Source organism: Pseudarthrobacter sp. MOO14, assembly GCF_058267675.1.
The window spans coordinates 908,833-924,018 of sequence record NZ_CM177849.1 but is presented as its reverse complement, the minus strand read 5'-3'; the positions used below and the strand labels follow the sequence as shown (position 1 = coordinate 924,018).

The 15,186-nt window shown below is 68.8% G+C and carries 14 protein-coding genes; 10 read left to right on the top strand and 4 right to left on the bottom strand.

Annotated elements, in window-relative coordinates:
* Positions 1–38: 38 nt before the first annotated feature.
* Positions 39–1,364 carry a glutamyl-tRNA reductase gene (locus AC4EEV_RS04200; protein ID WP_109863744.1) on the bottom strand — a complete coding sequence of 442 codons (1,326 nt, stop codon included), beginning with the start codon at positions 1,362–1,364 and terminating at the stop codon, positions 39–41.
* Between the two features lie 159 nt (positions 1,365–1,523).
* Between AC4EEV_RS04200 and hemE the strand changes: the two genes are divergently transcribed.
* From hemE to hemL, 10 genes are all read left to right on the top strand, one after another.
* On the top strand, positions 1,524–2,618 hold the full coding sequence (hemE, locus tag AC4EEV_RS04195; protein WP_133831002.1) for a uroporphyrinogen decarboxylase: 1,095 nt from the start codon (positions 1,524–1,526) through the stop codon (positions 2,616–2,618).
* A gap of 3 nt (positions 2,619–2,621) precedes the next feature.
* Positions 2,622–4,070, top strand: coding sequence for a protoporphyrinogen oxidase (gene hemG / locus AC4EEV_RS04190; RefSeq protein WP_018760279.1), 1,449 nt, complete (start codon positions 2,622–2,624; stop codon positions 4,068–4,070).
* Between the two features lie 138 nt (positions 4,071–4,208).
* Complete coding sequence (locus AC4EEV_RS04185) at positions 4,209–5,012, top strand: hypothetical protein (RefSeq protein ID WP_491330214.1); 804 nt, start codon at positions 4,209–4,211, stop codon at positions 5,010–5,012.
* Positions 5,013–5,123: 111 nt separating this feature from the next.
* Positions 5,124–5,825, top strand: coding sequence for a hydrogen peroxide-dependent heme synthase (gene hemQ / locus AC4EEV_RS04180; protein ID WP_018760278.1), 702 nt, complete (start codon positions 5,124–5,126; stop codon positions 5,823–5,825).
* Positions 5,822–7,063 (top strand): ferrochelatase, encoded by a 1,242-nt coding sequence (locus tag AC4EEV_RS04175; RefSeq protein ID WP_109863749.1) that lies wholly within the window; start codon positions 5,822–5,824, stop codon positions 7,061–7,063. The genes hemQ and AC4EEV_RS04175 overlap by 4 nt, the downstream gene beginning before the upstream one ends.
* A complete protein-coding gene (hemC, locus tag AC4EEV_RS04170; protein WP_018760276.1) occupies positions 7,060–8,058 on the top strand; it encodes a hydroxymethylbilane synthase in 999 nt (332 codons plus the stop codon). The genes AC4EEV_RS04175 and hemC overlap by 4 nt, the downstream gene beginning before the upstream one ends.
* Before the next feature lie 7 nt (positions 8,059–8,065).
* Positions 8,066–8,962 carry a uroporphyrinogen-III synthase gene (locus tag AC4EEV_RS04165; RefSeq protein WP_491330213.1) on the top strand — a complete coding sequence of 299 codons (897 nt, stop codon included), beginning with the start codon at positions 8,066–8,068 and terminating at the stop codon, positions 8,960–8,962.
* Between the two features lie 60 nt (positions 8,963–9,022).
* Complete coding sequence (gene hemB / locus AC4EEV_RS04160; protein ID WP_133830998.1) at positions 9,023–10,006, top strand: porphobilinogen synthase; 984 nt, start codon at positions 9,023–9,025, stop codon at positions 10,004–10,006.
* Positions 10,003–11,079, top strand: coding sequence for an LLM class flavin-dependent oxidoreductase (locus tag AC4EEV_RS04155; protein WP_491330212.1), 1,077 nt, complete (start codon positions 10,003–10,005; stop codon positions 11,077–11,079). The genes hemB and AC4EEV_RS04155 overlap by 4 nt, the downstream gene beginning before the upstream one ends.
* Positions 11,080–11,112: 33 nt before the next feature.
* Entirely contained in the window at positions 11,113–12,444 is a 1,332-nt protein-coding gene (hemL, locus tag AC4EEV_RS04150) for a glutamate-1-semialdehyde 2,1-aminomutase (RefSeq protein WP_491330211.1), read from the top strand.
* A gap of 113 nt (positions 12,445–12,557) precedes the next feature.
* On the opposite strand, the gene AC4EEV_RS04145 is transcribed toward hemL, so the two are convergent.
* Genes AC4EEV_RS04145 through AC4EEV_RS04135 form a run of 3 tightly spaced genes read right to left on the bottom strand, consistent with a single transcriptional unit; the run spans position 12,558 to position 15,016 of the window.
* A complete protein-coding gene (locus AC4EEV_RS04145; protein WP_491330210.1) occupies positions 12,558–13,295 on the bottom strand; it encodes an amino acid ABC transporter ATP-binding protein in 738 nt (245 codons plus the stop codon).
* Positions 13,292–14,056: an amino acid ABC transporter permease gene (locus AC4EEV_RS04140; protein ID WP_018760270.1), complete on the bottom strand. Its 765-nt coding sequence runs from the start codon at positions 14,054–14,056 to the stop codon at positions 13,292–13,294. Before AC4EEV_RS04140 ends, AC4EEV_RS04145 begins: the two co-directional genes overlap by 4 nt.
* 12 nt (positions 14,057–14,068) lie before the next feature.
* Positions 14,069–15,016, bottom strand: a complete 948-nt coding sequence (locus AC4EEV_RS04135; protein ID WP_491330209.1) for an ABC transporter substrate-binding protein — start codon at positions 15,014–15,016, stop codon at positions 14,069–14,071.
* Positions 15,017–15,186: the final 170 nt, after the last annotated feature.

Here is a 15,186-nt window from a genome sequence, read left to right as displayed (position 1 = left end):
ATTGGGGCAGGAAGTGAGCGGGCGTTGCTGCCGGGACGTCAGGCGGTTTCGCGGCCTGTGTGGTCCACCGGGCATTCGGCCTCCGCGGTTGCGGCCGGAGCGGCTCCGGGCTGCTCGACGGTGATGCCGTACAGGGCTTCCAAAGCGGCCACGTAGTCATCCTGCTGCCCGTTGGCGGCAAGTTCGCGGGCGCGGACGGTGGGAACGTGCAGCAGCTGCTTGACCATCCGTCGGAGCGCGAATTCGACTTCTTCCGCGGCGGCGGTGCAGCCGTGGCGGGCCCGGACCTTTTCCATCTCCGCGTCCAGCACGTTCATGGTGTGGCGGCGCAGGGCAACGATGGCGGAGTCCACCGAGCGGGCTTCGCGTTCCTGTTCGAACGCCCTGGCGGCGCCGTTGACGATGCCGCTTGCGTGCGTCAGCGATTCGGCCTGCTCCTGTGGGGCAGCGAGGCGCACCGATTCCAGGGTGAGCAGCTCGACGCCGTCCAGTTCGCCGACGGCGGGGTCGAAATCGTGGGTGAGGGCAAGGTCGATGGCGATCAACGGCTGCGTGGAATCCGCACGGACCTCGGCCAGTTCATCGGCTTCCACCCGGGTGTCCGAACCGCTGCAGCCAATCATGACGTCAGCCGCAGCAACCGCCGGTCGCAGGGACTCGGCGTCCAGCGCCGTGCCGCCGCGTGTTGCCACGAATCCTTCGGCCCGCCCTGAAGACGAGTAGACACTGATGTCCGTGCAGCCGCGTTCGCGGAGGAGGGCCATGGTGGCGCCTGCGTAGGCGCCGGTTCCGAAAAGCACTACCTTCTTCGCAGACCAGTCGGGGCTTTCGGAAAGGTCGGTGGCAAGATCCAGCGCCACCGAGACAATGGAGAGGCCGCGGGACCCCAGGGCAGTCTGGGCGCCGACGTCCTTGGCGGTCTTGGACGCGGCCTGGAAGAGCCGGACCAGTCCGGCGCTGGCGGTGCCGTCGTGCTGTGCGGTAATCAGTGCGCGCCGTACCTGCCCGGCAATTTCGCGTTCACCGACGACGGCGGAGTCAAGCCCGGCGCTCACGGCGAACAGGTGCTGGGTCACCTCGGGCCCGGTGCGGGTATTGAACGAACGCGAGACCAAGGGTTCAGCCAAGCCGCTGGCCTCGCTGATGCGGGCGACGAGGGCGGCGCGGGCAGCCTCGACGTCGGCAGCGTTGGGGGCTTCACCGTAGATTTCGAAGCGGTTGCAGGTGGCCAGGACCACGGCGCCGGCCACGGCGGGGGATTCGATGAGGGTGGACGCGGCAATCCCTGAGGAACCGTTGCTCAGCTGAGCGACGGTTTCAAGATCGATGTCGGCGTGTGTAGCCACCAATGAGAAAAGAACCACAGCAGACCAATCATAGCTTTTTCGTTGCCCGGTAGAACAACCGCCGGAAAGGATAGTCGCCACACCCTGCGGTGATCCCGGACACCTTCCCGTCGCGAGGGCCGCACGGCGACAGGTTGTCGTTATCTTTTGCGGCTCTTTTTGGGCACAATCAAAAGCATGACTCCTAGCCCTGCCGTCTCCGCTGCCGGCGCCCTCGCCGCAGACCATCCACTGATGGACGGCCGCACAGCGGACTCACCGCTGATCACGGCCTACCGCGGAGGCAAACCCTCCCGCCGTCCCGTCTGGTTCATGCGGCAGGCGGGCCGGTCGTTGCCGGAGTACCTCAAGGTCCGCGAGGGCATCGCCATGCTGGACTCCTGCCTCCGGCCCGAACTGGCCTCGGAGATCACGCTGCAGCCCGTACGACGCCACGACGTCGACGCCGGCATCTTCTTCTCCGACATCGTGATTCCGCTGAAGCTGGCCGGCGTCGGCGTCGACATCGTGCCGGGGGTGGGGCCCGTCCTGGACAAGCCCGTGCGCACGGCCGCCGACGTTGCCGCCCTCCCGCAGCTGACCTGGGAAGCGCTTGAGCCCATCCGCGAGGCCGTCCGCCTGACGGTGGCTGAACTGGGCAAGACGCCGCTCATCGGTTTCGCCGGCGCCCCCTTCACGCTGGCCGCGTACATGGTCGAAGGAAAGCCGTCGCGCGACCACCTTGGCCCGCGCACCATGATGCACGCCGACCCCGAAACCTGGCACGCCCTGGCAAATTGGGCCGCAGACGCCTCCGGCATGTTCCTCCAGGCGCAGCTGGAGGCGGGTGCCTCGGCGGCCCAGCTCTTCGACTCATGGGCCGGCTCGCTGGGCCTGGCCGACTACACCCGCTATGTCGCACCGGCCTCGGCCCGGGCCCTTGACCACGTCCGCCACCTCGGTGCTCCGCTCATCCACTTCGGCACCGGAACCTCCGAACTCCTGGTGGCCATGCGTGACGTTGGCGTGGACGTGGTGGGGGTGGACTACCGGCTCCCCCTTGATGAGGCGAACCGCCGGCTGGGCGGAACGGTTCCGCTGCAGGGCAACATCGACCCCGCGCTGCTCCCAGCTCCTTGGAACATCCTCGAAGCCCACGTCCGGGAGGTCATCGCGGCCGGTTCCGCCGCCCCCGGCCATGTCCTGAACCTGGGGCACGGCGTGCCGCCCGAAACGGATCCGGCCGTCCTGACCCGGGTGGTGGAGCTCATCCACTCCATCCCGCCGGCGTAACCCGTGGGCAGTTCTCCGGCGAAGCCCGGCACGGCGCTGGTGGTGGGCGGCGGGATTTCCGGGCTCCTGTCCGCCCGGGAGCTCGCCACAGCCGGCCTTGACGTCACCGTGCTCGAGGCCGGTGACGCTTGGGGAGGCTGCGTTGGCAGCCACACCGTGTCCGGCCTCACGCTGGACAGCGGTGCGGAATCCTTCGCCACAAGGTCCGACGCCGTAGCCCGCCTTGCCACCGAACTGGGACTGGGCGGAAGGATCGTTTCCCCACGCCCGGGCGGTGCCTGGGTCCAGCTTCCCGACGGGCCCCGCGAACTGCCCAAGACCGGCGTGCTGGGCATTCCGGCCAACCCCTGGGACCCGGAGGTCCGGCGGACCCTGGGCATCATGGGCTCGCTGCGTGCCTCGCTGGACCGGCTCCTGCCTGCCTCGGTGGGTGCCGGTACCGGCGTAACCAGCGTTGCCGCCCTCGTCCGGGCACGGATGGGCGCGCGGGTGCTGGACCGGCTGGTTTCCCCCGTCGTGGGCGGTGTCCACTCCGCGGATCCCGGCCTGCTCGACGTCGACATGGTGGCGCCGGGCCTTCGAACCGGGCTGCGGAATCACGGTTCCCTCGCTGCCGCGGTGTCTGCGCAGCGTCGGCCCGCAATCGGTGCGGGAGCCACCGATCCGGGCCGTCCCGCCAAGGCCGGGTCCGCCGTCGCCGGTCTTGACGGTGGCATGCACACGCTGGTGGATGCCCTGGTGGCCGATCTGCGGTCGCGGGGGGTGACCCTGCTGGCGGGCACGGCGGCGACAGCCGTCAGCCGCACCATTACAGGGTGGCGGGTGGACGCCGCCGGCGCGCCGTTCACCGGCGACCTGCTGGTCATGGCAGTCGACGGTCCGGCCGCCGTCGGGCTCCTGGAAGCTGCGGTCCCTGCGATCGCAGGGAAGCAGCCGGCCTCCGGGCCTGACGTCAAACTTGTCACCCTGGTGCTGGACCAGCCGGACCTGGACCGGCGGCCACGCGGAACCGGGATCCTGGTGGCCCCGCAAACCCCAGGCGTCGAGGCGAAGGCACTCACCCATGCCACCGGCAAATGGGACTGGCTCGCCGCCGCTGCAGGCCCCGGCCGCCACGTGCTGCGGCTGTCTTACGGCCGGGTGGACGGCGCCTCCGCCCAGCCGGGCGGCCCGGACTCCGATGAGGAGCTCTTCGCGGCGTCGCTTCGCGACGCATCAGCACTGCTGGGCGTTCCCGTCGCGGCCGGCGACATCCGGGACTGGGACGTAGTGCGGTGGCGCGGGTCCCTCCCCTTCGCCGCGGTGGGACACCGGGCGCGGGCGGCAGCAATCCGGGAGGCGTGCACGGCTGCCGGCGGCCTGGCCGTCGTCGGCGGCTGGATGGCCGGGAACGGCCTGGCTGCCGTTGTTGCCGATACCCGGGAACAAATTGGCCGGATGACCGGCGCCTGACCATCACTGCTGGTCAGCGCGTCGGGGCGCCTTGACGCCCCCGTCCAGAACCTGCGGCCGGGCAGTTCCCGGTTTTCAATCGGGCCGGCGTTCTGGTTAGGGTCGATGACTATGGTTCAACACAGGTCCGAGCTTCCAATGTCCCGGACCGGTATCCATGGGGGACTCCGGCGAGGCACCGCAGCAGCGGCCGTCGGAGCGGTACTGGTTCTTTCCACCGGCGTCCAGGCGTCCTTGGCCGAGGACGCAGTCCCGCCGCAGGATCCCACGGCGGAAGCGTCGCTGAGTGCCGGCACAACAGCGTCCGCCGCCGTTTCGGCGGGAGGCCCGCTGTCCGCGCTGCTTCCCGATCTTCCGCTCCCGACCACCTCCGGGACTCCTTTGTCCCCGGCCGCGCGGACCCCCATGCCGACCACCCCTGCGCCGTCGTCGACTCCTTCGCCATCCTCTTCGCCGTCGTCCGCCAGGACCGCCCCCGCCACCGCCCCGCCACCTGCCGCGTCCACGGGTGCCGGCGCGGCGTCCGGCTCCGCGGCAGGGGCGTCCCCAGCAGCGCCGGCGGCTGCCCAGGCGGCGGTCCCTCCCGCGCCCGGAGCTGTCGATCCGGGCACGGGATCCAGCGTCGCAGCAGCAACGCCCGGCACGGCCGCCGGTGACGCTGCAGCAGGCCAGGAGAGTACGGCGCCGGTTGCTGCCGGTCCGGAAACCGGCGGGGCTCCGTCGACTGGCTTGCCGTCCAGCACTGCCCTGCAGCCGGGCGCCCAGCCGTCCCCGGCAGCCCGCACCGCGCAGGCGGCCGGAGTCCCGGCAAGTCCGGGCCGCCCGGTTTCGTCCATCGAGGCCCTGCCGGGTGTCCCCGATGCCATGGTGTGGCTGGGAGTCGGGCTCGTCGGCGTGGGGACCGCCGCCGGCCTCGTGTTCCTGCGCATGCGCCGGTTGTAAACGCCGTGCAGCCTGACCCGCGGGGCGGGATAATGTGACATTAATCACTTCTACGAGTTGTAGAACTGTTCGGTTTCCACTTGGTGGCGGTGAAGGGGCAAACTGGTAACCATGAGCCACACTTCTGCCGAATCTGTCACTAAAACCGAAGAATCAGCCGAGCAGTTCTTCACCCTCTGGACGGTCTTCAAGCGGTCGGCGTCGGTGGTCCGCAGCGCAGACGCTGCCGCCGACTTCGAAGCCCTGCTGGAGCGGCTCGCCGAGGCGGGCGTGACGCACCGGGGCAGCTACGACGTCTCCGCCATGCGTGCCGACGCCGACGTGATGGTGTGGCTCCACGGGCCCAAGCCCGAGGCGCTGCAGCAGGCCATCCGCGACATCCGCCGCAGCACCCTGTTTGCCGGGACCGAGATTGTCTGGTCCGCCATGGGTGTCCACCGCGAGGCCGAATTCGCCAAGAACCACACGCCCGCCTACTCGCGCGGCGTCGCGCCGGCTGAATGGCTCTGTGTCTACCCGTTCGTCCGCTCCTACGAGTGGTACATCCTGCCGGAGGAGGAGCGCGGCGCGATGCTCCGGGAGCACGGACTCCTGGGCCGGGAGTTCCCCCAGGTAATCTCCAACACCGTTTCCTCGTTCGCGCTGGGGGACTGGGAATGGATCCTTGGACTGGAAGCGCCCGAACTCGTGGACCTGGTGGACCTGATGCGCCACCTGCGCGCCACCGAGGCACGCAACCACGTCCGTGAAGAAGTGCCCTTCTACACCGGCCGCCGGATCACCGCCGATGAGGTTGCCGAGGTCCTCGCATGAGCCCGCTGGATCCGCAGGCAGCGGTCAACCCCGTCACGGAAGCCGGACGCATGGCGCCAAAGAATTACGACGCCGTCCTGCTCGCCTCGTTCGGCGGACCGGAAGGCCAGGACGATGTCATTCCGTTCCTGCGCAACGTCACCCGCGGCCGCGGAATTCCGGACGAACGGCTTGAAGAGGTCTCCCACCATTACCGGGCCAACGGCGGCATCAGCCCCATCAACCAGCAAAACCGCGAGCTCAAGGCAGCCCTGGAGGCCGAGCTGGCGTCCCGGGGGATCGACCTTCCCGTCCTGTGGGGCAACCGCAACTGGGCGCCCTACATCCCGCAGACACTCCAGGAAGCGTACGACGCCGGCCACCGCCGCGTGCTGATGCTCACCACGAGTGCCTACTCCTGCTACTCCAGCTGCCGCCAGTACCGCGAGGACATCGGCATGGCCCTGACCGAAACCGGCCTGGACGGCAGGCTGGAAGTGGACAAGGTCCGCCAGTACTTCGACCACCCCGGTTTCGTGGAGCCGTTCGTCGAGGGCACCTCCGCAGGCCTGGCGGACGTCCTGGCCAAACTGGCGGCCGCAGGCACCCCGGAGGCTCCCGTCCACGTCCTGTTCGCCACCCACTCCATCCCCACCCGCGACGCCGAGGCTGCCGGCCGTTCCGAGGGCGAGCCGCGCGAGTTCGAGGAAGGCTCGGCGTACGTGGCCCAGCACCTGGCCAACGCCGCCGCGGTCATGGACCGGGTCAAGGCGGAGTCCGGCCTGGCCGCTCCGTGGTCCCTGGTGTACCAGTCCCGTTCCGGCGCCCCGCATGTTCCGTGGCTGGAACCGGACATCAATGACGCCATCGAGGAACTGGCAGGCCAAGGGGTCAAGGGAATCGTCATCGTGCCGCTGGGCTTCGTCAGCGACCACATGGAAGTCGTTTGGGACCTGGACACCGAAGCCATGGAAACCTGCGCCAACCTCGGACTGGCCGCCACCCGCGTCCCCACTCCCGGCACGCACCGCGCGTTCGTCGACGGCCTCGTGGACCTCATCTGCGAGCGGACCGTGGCGAACAACATCAGCGACCGCCCGGCCGTGACGGATCTCGGGCCCTGGTACGACGTGTGCCGGCCCGGCTGCTGCGCCAACTTCCGTGGCGAAAAGCCCACCATCTCCGGCGCTGACACCACAGTGGGAACCGGGCACGACCCCTATCCCGCGGGGACGGCCGGGGAAACGGCACAGCAGTGACTGTCCGGATCGGAACCCGCGCCAGCAAGCTCGCGCTGACCCAGACCCGGCAGACCGCGGACCAGCTGGCCGCCGTCGGGGGTTTCCCGGTGGAACTGGTGCACATCAGGACCGACGGTGACGTCCTCACCGGATCGTTGTCGCAAATGGGCGGCACCGGCGTCTTCGTTGCAGCATTGCGTGATGCGCTGCTGCGCGATGAGTGCGACGTCGCCGTCCACTCGCTCAAGGACCTGCCCACAGGCGCAGCCGTGGGCCTGAGCCTGGCGGCGACGCCGCGGCGGGTGGATGTGCGGGACGTCCTGTGCGCCCGCGACGGACTCAAGCTGGCCGACCTGCCGGCGGAAGCCAAGGTGGGCACCGGTTCGCCGCGGCGGGCAGCGCAGTTGCGTGCTGCCCGGCCCGACCTGGAGATCATCGATATCCGCGGCAATGTGGACACCCGGCTGGGCCGCGTGCCCGGACTGCCCGGCAACTCCACTGACCAGGTGGTGCCCGGAAAATCCTGTGACCTCGACGCGGTGGTCCTCGCCGCCGCCGGACTGGAACGCATCGGCAGGCTGGACAGCGTCAGCGAATACCTCGAAACGGACGTGATGCTCCCCGCCGCCGGGCAGGGCTCACTGGCCATCGAGTGCCGCACGGCCGATGCCCCGCCGAAACCGGGTGCCACCGAAGGGTCCCGCGAGGTGCTGGCCCAGGCGCTTGCAGCCTTGGATGACCCGGACACCCGCCTGGCGGTCACCGCCGAACGGGCCCTGCTGGCCCGGCTCGAAGCGGGCTGCGCCGCACCGGTCGGTGCGTACGCCTACCGAAAAGGCAGCATGCTCCACCTCGAAGCAGTTGTGTGCGCCGTGGACGGCACCGCCACCGTACGGGACAAACGGGCCACGGACGGGCTGACGGAAGTCGGCGCCACGTTGCTGGGCATTGAGCTGGCTGAGGTCCTCCTCGCCGCCGGAGCCGCCGACATCGCTGACCTGCAGGCGTCCTGACCTGGCGATGACGCAGCCTTCGCCGAGCCCCGGACCGGACACGCCGCGCAGCGGTGAACCGTCCGGCGGCGGACCCCTGGCCGGTGCCAGGGTGCTGGTCACCCGGAGCCCGGAACGCGCCGCCGCCCTGGTGGACGCCCTTGAAAGGGCAGGCGCCGAGACGGTTCTGCTGCCGCTGATCGACTTCGAACGGGCACCGGACCAGCACGCGGTGGACGTCGTCTGCGATGCCCTGGCCGCCGGCGCCTTTGACTGGCTGGTGCTCAGCAGCGCGACCACCGTGCACGTCCTGCTGGAAAAAGCCGCAGACCGGGGCTTCGGCCTGGCCGGACTGGTCCCTGAAGGCACGCGCATCGCGGCCATCGGTCCGGCGACGCGCAGGCTCCTGGAATCCGGTGGCCTCACCCTTTCCCTTGTTCCGGCCGGAGAGCAGTCGGCAGCGGGCCTGCTGGGCGTCTGGCCGGGAGGCGGCAGGATCCTGTTGCCGCAGGCCGACATCGCCGCTGCCACACTGGCCGATGGCCTGCGGGCGGCAGGGGGCGATGTCACGACGGTCACTGCCTACCGCACCGTGGACTACCCGGCGGCAGCAGAGCGCCGGCTCGCCGTCCAAGCGGACGACGGCGGCGCACGCCACCAGCCGCCGTCGTACTCCCTCCTCACCCCGGAAGGCGCCGCGGCGGAGATCGCCGCGGGGCGCATCGATGCGGCGATAGCCGCCTCGCCCAGCGCTGTGCGACGCCTCTCAGCCCTCGCGGGCCGCCCGGGCTGCCGGCTGGTCGTCATCGGCCGGTCGACGGCGGAGCAGGCCGTGGCGCTCGGCCTGGACGTGGCTGCGGTGGCGGACGAGCCCACCCCTGACGGGCTGGTTGCCGCCGTCGCGAAGGCCCTCAACCCGCCCTGACCGGCCCGCCCGCCTCCCCGCTCCCCAAAAGCCTGATGAACCACGCGAAGGACAGGACCCATGACTTTCCCCAACCAACGCCCCCGCCGCCTGCGCACCACCCCCGCCATGCGCCGGTTGACCGCCGAAACCCGGCTCGCGCCCGCCGAACTCATCCTCCCGGCCTTCATCCGGGAAGGCCTCACCGAACCCAACCCCATCACGTCCATGCCGGGCGTGGTCCAGCACACCACCGACACGCTCAAACGGGCCGCGGCGGAAGCGGTGGAACTCGGCCTGGGCGGCATCATGCTCTTCGGCATCCCGGAAACCCGCGACGCCGAAGGCTCGGCGTCCCTGGATCCGGACGGTGTGCTGAACAAGGCCATCCGGGACGTCCGCGCGGAAGTGGGCGACGACCTGGTGATCATGAGCGACGTCTGCCTGGACGAATTCACCGACCACGGACACTGCGGGGTGCTCGACGCCGACGGGTACGTAGACAACGACCGCACCGTGGAAATCTACGCCCGGATGGCCGTGGCGCAAGCTGAGGCCGGCGCCCACATGCTGGGCCCCTCCGGCATGATGGACGGCCAGATCGCCGCCATCCGCTCAGCCCTTGACGACGCCGGCCACCTCAACACGTCGGTGATCGCCTACTCCGCCAAGTACGCGTCGGCGTTCTACGGACCATTCCGGGAAGCCGTGGACTCCCAGCTCAAGGGAGACCGGCGGACCTACCAGATGGATGCAGGCAACCGCACCGAAGCCCTCCGCGAAGTGGAGTTGGACCTGGCTGAAGGCGCGGACATCATCATGGTCAAACCGGCCATGAGCTACCTCGACATCGTGGCCGACGTCGCCGCGATGAGCCCCGTGCCCGTGTCCGCCTACCAGATCTCCGGCGAGTACGCGATGATCGAGGCCGCAGCCGCCAACGGCTGGATCGACCGCCGCGCCGCCATCACCGAGTCCGTCCTCGGCATCCGCCGGGCCGGCGCCCACATGGTCCTCACGTACTGGGCCGCCGAACTGGCCGGCTGGCTCAAGGAATCCCGGTGACGGCCGCCCAGGCGGCGGGACCCACCGCGCCGGTGGGGGACGACCGCATCCTCCTGGGCCTGAACACCTTCGGCGACGTGGGTGAGTCCCCCGACGGCAGCCCGCAACCGCATGCCCAGGTCCTGCGCCAACTGCTGGAACAGGCTGAACTGGCGGACGCCGTCGGACTCCACGCCTTCGGTGTGGGGGAGCACCACCGCAAGGACTACGCCGTGTCCGCACCTGAAGTCTTCCTCGCCGCCGCTGCGGCACGCACCACCCGCATCCGCCTGGGCTCTGCCGTGACCGTCCTGAGCTCGGACGATCCCATCAGGGTGTTCCAGCGCTTCTCCACCGTGGACGCAATCTCCAACGGCCGGGCGGAAGTCATGCTGGGGCGCGGATCCTTCATCGAATCCTTCCCGCTGTTCGGGCTGGACCTGGCCGACTATGAGGTCCTGTTCGAAGAGAAACTCGAGCTGTTCGACAAGGTCCGCGAACAGAAACCTGTGCACTGGGAAGGCCGCACCCGCCCGGCCCTCGCCGGCCTGAGCGTCTACCCGCCGCTGGAACACCACCTCCTGCCCACCTGGATCGGCGTGGGCGGTACCCCCGAATCCGTCCTCCGGTGCGCCCAGTACGGCTACCCCATCATCTTCGCCATCATCGGCGGCCAGCCGGGCGGTTTCCGGCCCCTCGCCGACCTCTACCGCGAGGCCATGGCCAAGTACGGCCACCCGATGCAGCAGATGGCCACGCACTCGCCCGGCCATGTGGCCGACACCGATGAGCAGGCCCGCGAAGAGCTGTTCCCGCACTGGTTGAAGCTGCGCAACAAGCTCGGTGCCGAGCGCGGCTGGGGGCCGGCCGGCCGCGGCGAGTTCGATGCCCTCTGCTCGGCCGAGGGCGCCCTCTACGTCGGCTCGCCGGAGACGGTGGCCCAAAAGATCGTGCGGCTCAAACGCAACCTGGGCGTGGACCGCTTCGACCTGAAATACAGCAACGGGCCTTTGCCGCATGCGGCCATGATGCGCTCGATCGAATTGATGGGTACGGCGGTGGCGCCCCGGGTGGCCGAGCTGCTCGCCGGCTAACCGTGCTTACGGCTAACTGAGAGAATAGGAACCATGACTTCCAGCAATCCTCGCAACGAGGCACTCTTCGACCGCGCCCGCCAGTTGATGCCGGGCGGCGTCAACTCGCCGGTCCGCGCCTTCGGCTCCGTCGGCGGCACGCCTCGGTTCATGGTCTCAGCCAAAGGCCCCTACCTGACCGACGCCGACGGCAAGGAATACGTGGACCTCGTCTGCTCGTGGGGACCGGCCCTGCTGGGCCACGCCCACCCGGCCGTGCTGGATGCCGTCCACGCCGCCGTCGACCGTGGCCTTTCCTTCGGTGCGTCCACGCCTGATGAGGCAAACCTGGCGGCCATCGTCCAGGAACGCGTGCCCGCCGTCGAACGCCTGCGGATGGTGTCCACCGGCACCGAGGCCACCATGACGGCGGTCCGGCTGGCCCGCGGCTTCACCGGCCGCAACCTGATCATCAAGTTCGCCGGCTGCTACCACGGCCACCTTGACGGACTGCTGGCCGCCGCCGGCTCCGGCGTGGCGACGCTCGCCCTGCCCGGGTCCGCCGGCGTCACGGAAGCCACCGCAGCCGAAACCCTGGTGCTGCCCTATAACGACCTCCAGGCCGTCGAGGAAGCCTTCGCCGCGCACGGACAGAACATCGCAGCTGTCATCACCGAGGCCGCGCCGGCCAACATGGGCGTTGTCACACCCGCCGAGGGCTTCAACCTGGGCCTTTCCCGGATCACCCGGGAGCACGGCGCGCTCCTCATTGTCGATGAGGTCCTGACCGGCTTCCGCACCGGCTACTCCGGCTACTGGGGCCTCACCGGCGGCGCCCCCGACGCCGAGCAACCCTGGACCCCGGACCTGCTCACCTTCGGCAAGGTCATCGGCGGCGGAATGCCGACGGCGGCCCTGGGCGGCCGTGCCGATGTCATGGACTACCTAGCGCCCACCGGCCCCGTGTACCAGGCCGGTACGCTGTCCGGAAACCCGGTGGCGATGGCCGCCGGCGTCGCCACCCTGACCCACGCCACGCGGGATGTCTACTCCTTCATCGACGTCCGCTCGCTGGAACTGTCGTCTGCGGTTTCCACCGCCCTGGATGCGGCCGGGGTGGACCACTCCATCCAGTTCGCCGGGAACCTCTTCTCGGTGGCCTTCGGAACCTCCGCCCATGGTGTCCATAACTATGCCGACGCCCAGGCGCAGGAAACATTCCGCTACGCCCCGTTCTTCCACTCCATGCTGGAATCCGGGGTCTACCTGCCGCCCTCGGTCTTCGAGGCATGGTTCCTCTCGGCCGCGCACGACGACGACGCCATGAACCGGATCTACGACGCCCTCCCATCCGCAGCCAAGGCGGCCGCAGCCGCCCAGGCCTAGGACCGCCGTCGGCCGTTAAACGGACAATCCCCGCCTCCCGGACTTTTCCCCCCTGCGTACGAGGGGGAAAAGTCCGGAAGGCGGGGTTTTTTGGTCCGTGCCTGCCGGGCTGCCTACAGGACGTCGGCGAGGAACCCCTTCAGCCGGTCCGTCCGTGGCTCGGTGAAGACCTGCTCAGGAGGGCCGGACTCCACCACCACGCCGGCGTCCATGAACGTCACGGCGTCGGACACGTTGCGGGAGAAACCCATCTCGTGGGTGACAACCACCATGGTCATGCCGCCCTTGGCGAGGTCCGCCATCAGGGCCAGCACGCCCTTGACCAGCTCAGGGTCCAGCGCGGAGGTCGCCTCGTCAAAGAACATCACCTCCGGCTTCATGGCCAGCGCGCGGGCAATGGCGACGCGCTGCTGCTGCCCGCCGGACAGGTTGGCGGGCCGGGAATCAGCCTTGTGCTTCAACCCGACAAGGTCCAACTGCTCCAGGGCCTCGGCGCGCGCTTCCTCCTTGGAGAGCTTGCGCAGCTTCCGCAGGGCAAGCGAGACGTTCTCCACCACCGTCTTGTGCGGGAACAGGTTGAACTGCTGGAACACCATCCCGATCCGGCGCCGGAGTTCATCCGGGTTGTCCTTCAGGACCGAACGGCCGTCCAGCAGGATGTCCCCCTGGTCCGGTTCAATCAGCCGGTTCATGACCCGCAACAGGGTGGACTTGCCCGACCCCGAAGGGCCAATGACGGAAGCCGTGGTGCCCTGCGGAACGTGCAGGTCAATGCCCCGCACCACGTGGTTGCTGCCGAAGGACAGGTGGATATTCTTTGCGCTCAGTGTTCCGGACGTGAACTCGCTCATGCCTGGGCTCCCTTCCCGACGACCGCTGCAGCTTCGTCCGGTTCTTTCTTTTCCGGCCGTCCGGTGCGGAGGCGCCTGTCGATCCAGTTCACGAAGTGCGTCAACGGAACGGTGAGCACCAGGTAAAAGACAGCCGCAGCGACGTAGGGCGACAGGTTGCCGCTGGTGGACGCCGCGTCCTTGCCGATCTGGAAGATTTCCCGCTCGCTGGCCAGCAGCCCGAGCATGAAGACCAGGGAGGACTCCTTGATCAGCGCGATGAACTGGTTGACCAGGGCCGGAAGCACCCGCCGTACACCCTGGGGCACGACCACCAGGCGCATGGCCGGGCCGTAGCCGAACCCCAGGGCACGGGTGGCTTCGAGCTGTCCCTTGTCCACGCTCTGGATGCCGGAGCGGAAGATCTCGCCGATGTAGGCGGCCGACATCAGGGACAGCGCGGCGATTGCCATCGGGTAGGGGCTGGTGGACCCGGTCCACTGCCGGACGATCGGCCCGAAGCCCAGCCCGATCACCAGGATGGTGAGGATGGGCGGCAGCCCGCGGAGCACGTCCGTGTAGATACGCGCGACCCAGCGGGCCCCGGCGTTCCGGGAGATCCCCATCAGGGCAAGCAGCATGCCGAGCACTGTTCCGATGACGCCGGAAGAGACGGCCAAAACGAGCGTATTCGGAAGCCCGACGGCGAACATTTTGGGCAGGACGGCGCCGATGGCATTCCAGTCAAGGAAGGTATCGGAGAGTAGTTTGAGGATATCCATGGAACGCCCGGGTTACTTCGCGGGAACCTGGACGGCTTTGCTGCCCGGCTTCCAGCCTTGCGGGGTCTGCTCGGCAGCCGTGGGACGGTCCGTGTACCACTGGGCCGTGAGCTTGGTCCACGTGCCGTCAGCGATAACGGCGTCGAGTCCCGCGTTGAGGGCGTCGATCAGTGGCTTGTTGTCCTTGTTCACTGCGTACGCGGTGAAGTTCTGGGTGTTGACCACCTTCTCGGCAATCTTGGTGTTGTCGCCGTCCTTGACCTGCCCGGTGGCCTGCTGCGAGGGTGCCACCCAGGCGTCAACCTGGCCGGACTTCACATTGGCGTAGACAGTGTTGTAGTCCGGGAACCGGACCGGCTCAAGACCCAGGGTGTTCGTGACATAGTCGTCCTGCACCGTGCCCTGGACCACGCCGATGCGCACGCCGTCCTTGAGGTCGGCGAAGCCCTTGACCTTGGAATCGTTCTTGGTGACGACGGCCATGTAGCCGAAGTCGTAGCCGTTGGTGAAACCGACCGTCTCACGGCGCTTGTCCGTGGTGGAAATCGAGGAGGATCCGACGTCGAACTGCTTGTTGGCCACCTGGGACAGCAGGGCCGAGAAATCGGTGGAGGCGAACTCGACCTTCAGGCCCAGCTTGTCACCGATGGCGCGCAGGAGTTCGTTGTCGTAGCCGGTGAACTTGCCTGAAGGGTCAATGAAGATGTTCGGCGGGGCATCGGAGAGGGTGCCGACGCGCAGGGTGCCCTCGGTGATGAGGCCGAGCTTGGTCTTGTCGATCTTGTCGATCGCCGTGACGTCCGCGGTGGTGTACTTGTCCAGCGTCTGCTGGTCGCTGCCCTTCAGGGCGTCGGTGGGGGTGCCGCTCGGCTGGGAGGAGCCACCGCACGCCGCGAGCGAAACCGCAAGGGCGAGGGCAACAGGAGCGGTTGTGAGCCACTTCATCGCTTTGATTTTCATCAGGTTGTCACTTTCATTGAGTCCTAAGTCGACCGGGCCGCAGGGCTGCGCTGTGGCGCCTGGTACCTGCTCCCGGCGCTGGTCCAGCCGGGCTGGGCAGGCGGTGACCGCAAAACTTTATTGTCTCACCAGCGCGATTAGGGGCAGTGGGATGAAGAAAGTGCTGCTCC

Excerpts from the sequence above, each read along its gene's own strand:
- AC4EEV_RS04165 (WP_491330213.1), top strand. The coding sequence starts at position 8,066 with ATGACGCAGCCTTCGCCGAGCCCCGGACCGGACACGCCGCGCAGCGGT.
- AC4EEV_RS04145 (WP_491330210.1), bottom strand. The coding sequence starts at position 13,295 with ATGAGCGAGTTCACGTCCGGAACACTGAGCGCAAAGAATATCCACCTG.
- hemQ (WP_018760278.1), top strand. The coding sequence starts at position 5,124 with ATGAGCCACACTTCTGCCGAATCTGTCACTAAAACCGAAGAATCAGCC.
- AC4EEV_RS04140 (WP_018760270.1), bottom strand. The coding sequence starts at position 14,056 with ATGGATATCCTCAAACTACTCTCCGATACCTTCCTTGACTGGAATGCC.
- AC4EEV_RS04135 (WP_491330209.1), bottom strand. The coding sequence starts at position 15,016 with ATGAAAATCAAAGCGATGAAGTGGCTCACAACCGCTCCTGTTGCCCTC.
- AC4EEV_RS04175 (WP_109863749.1), top strand. The coding sequence starts at position 5,822 with ATGAGCCCGCTGGATCCGCAGGCAGCGGTCAACCCCGTCACGGAAGCC.
- hemL (WP_491330211.1), top strand. The coding sequence starts at position 11,113 with ATGACTTCCAGCAATCCTCGCAACGAGGCACTCTTCGACCGCGCCCGC.
- hemB (WP_133830998.1), top strand. The coding sequence starts at position 9,023 with ATGACTTTCCCCAACCAACGCCCCCGCCGCCTGCGCACCACCCCCGCC.
- hemE (WP_133831002.1), top strand. The coding sequence starts at position 1,524 with ATGACTCCTAGCCCTGCCGTCTCCGCTGCCGGCGCCCTCGCCGCAGAC.
- AC4EEV_RS04185 (WP_491330214.1), top strand. The coding sequence starts at position 4,209 with ATGTCCCGGACCGGTATCCATGGGGGACTCCGGCGAGGCACCGCAGCA.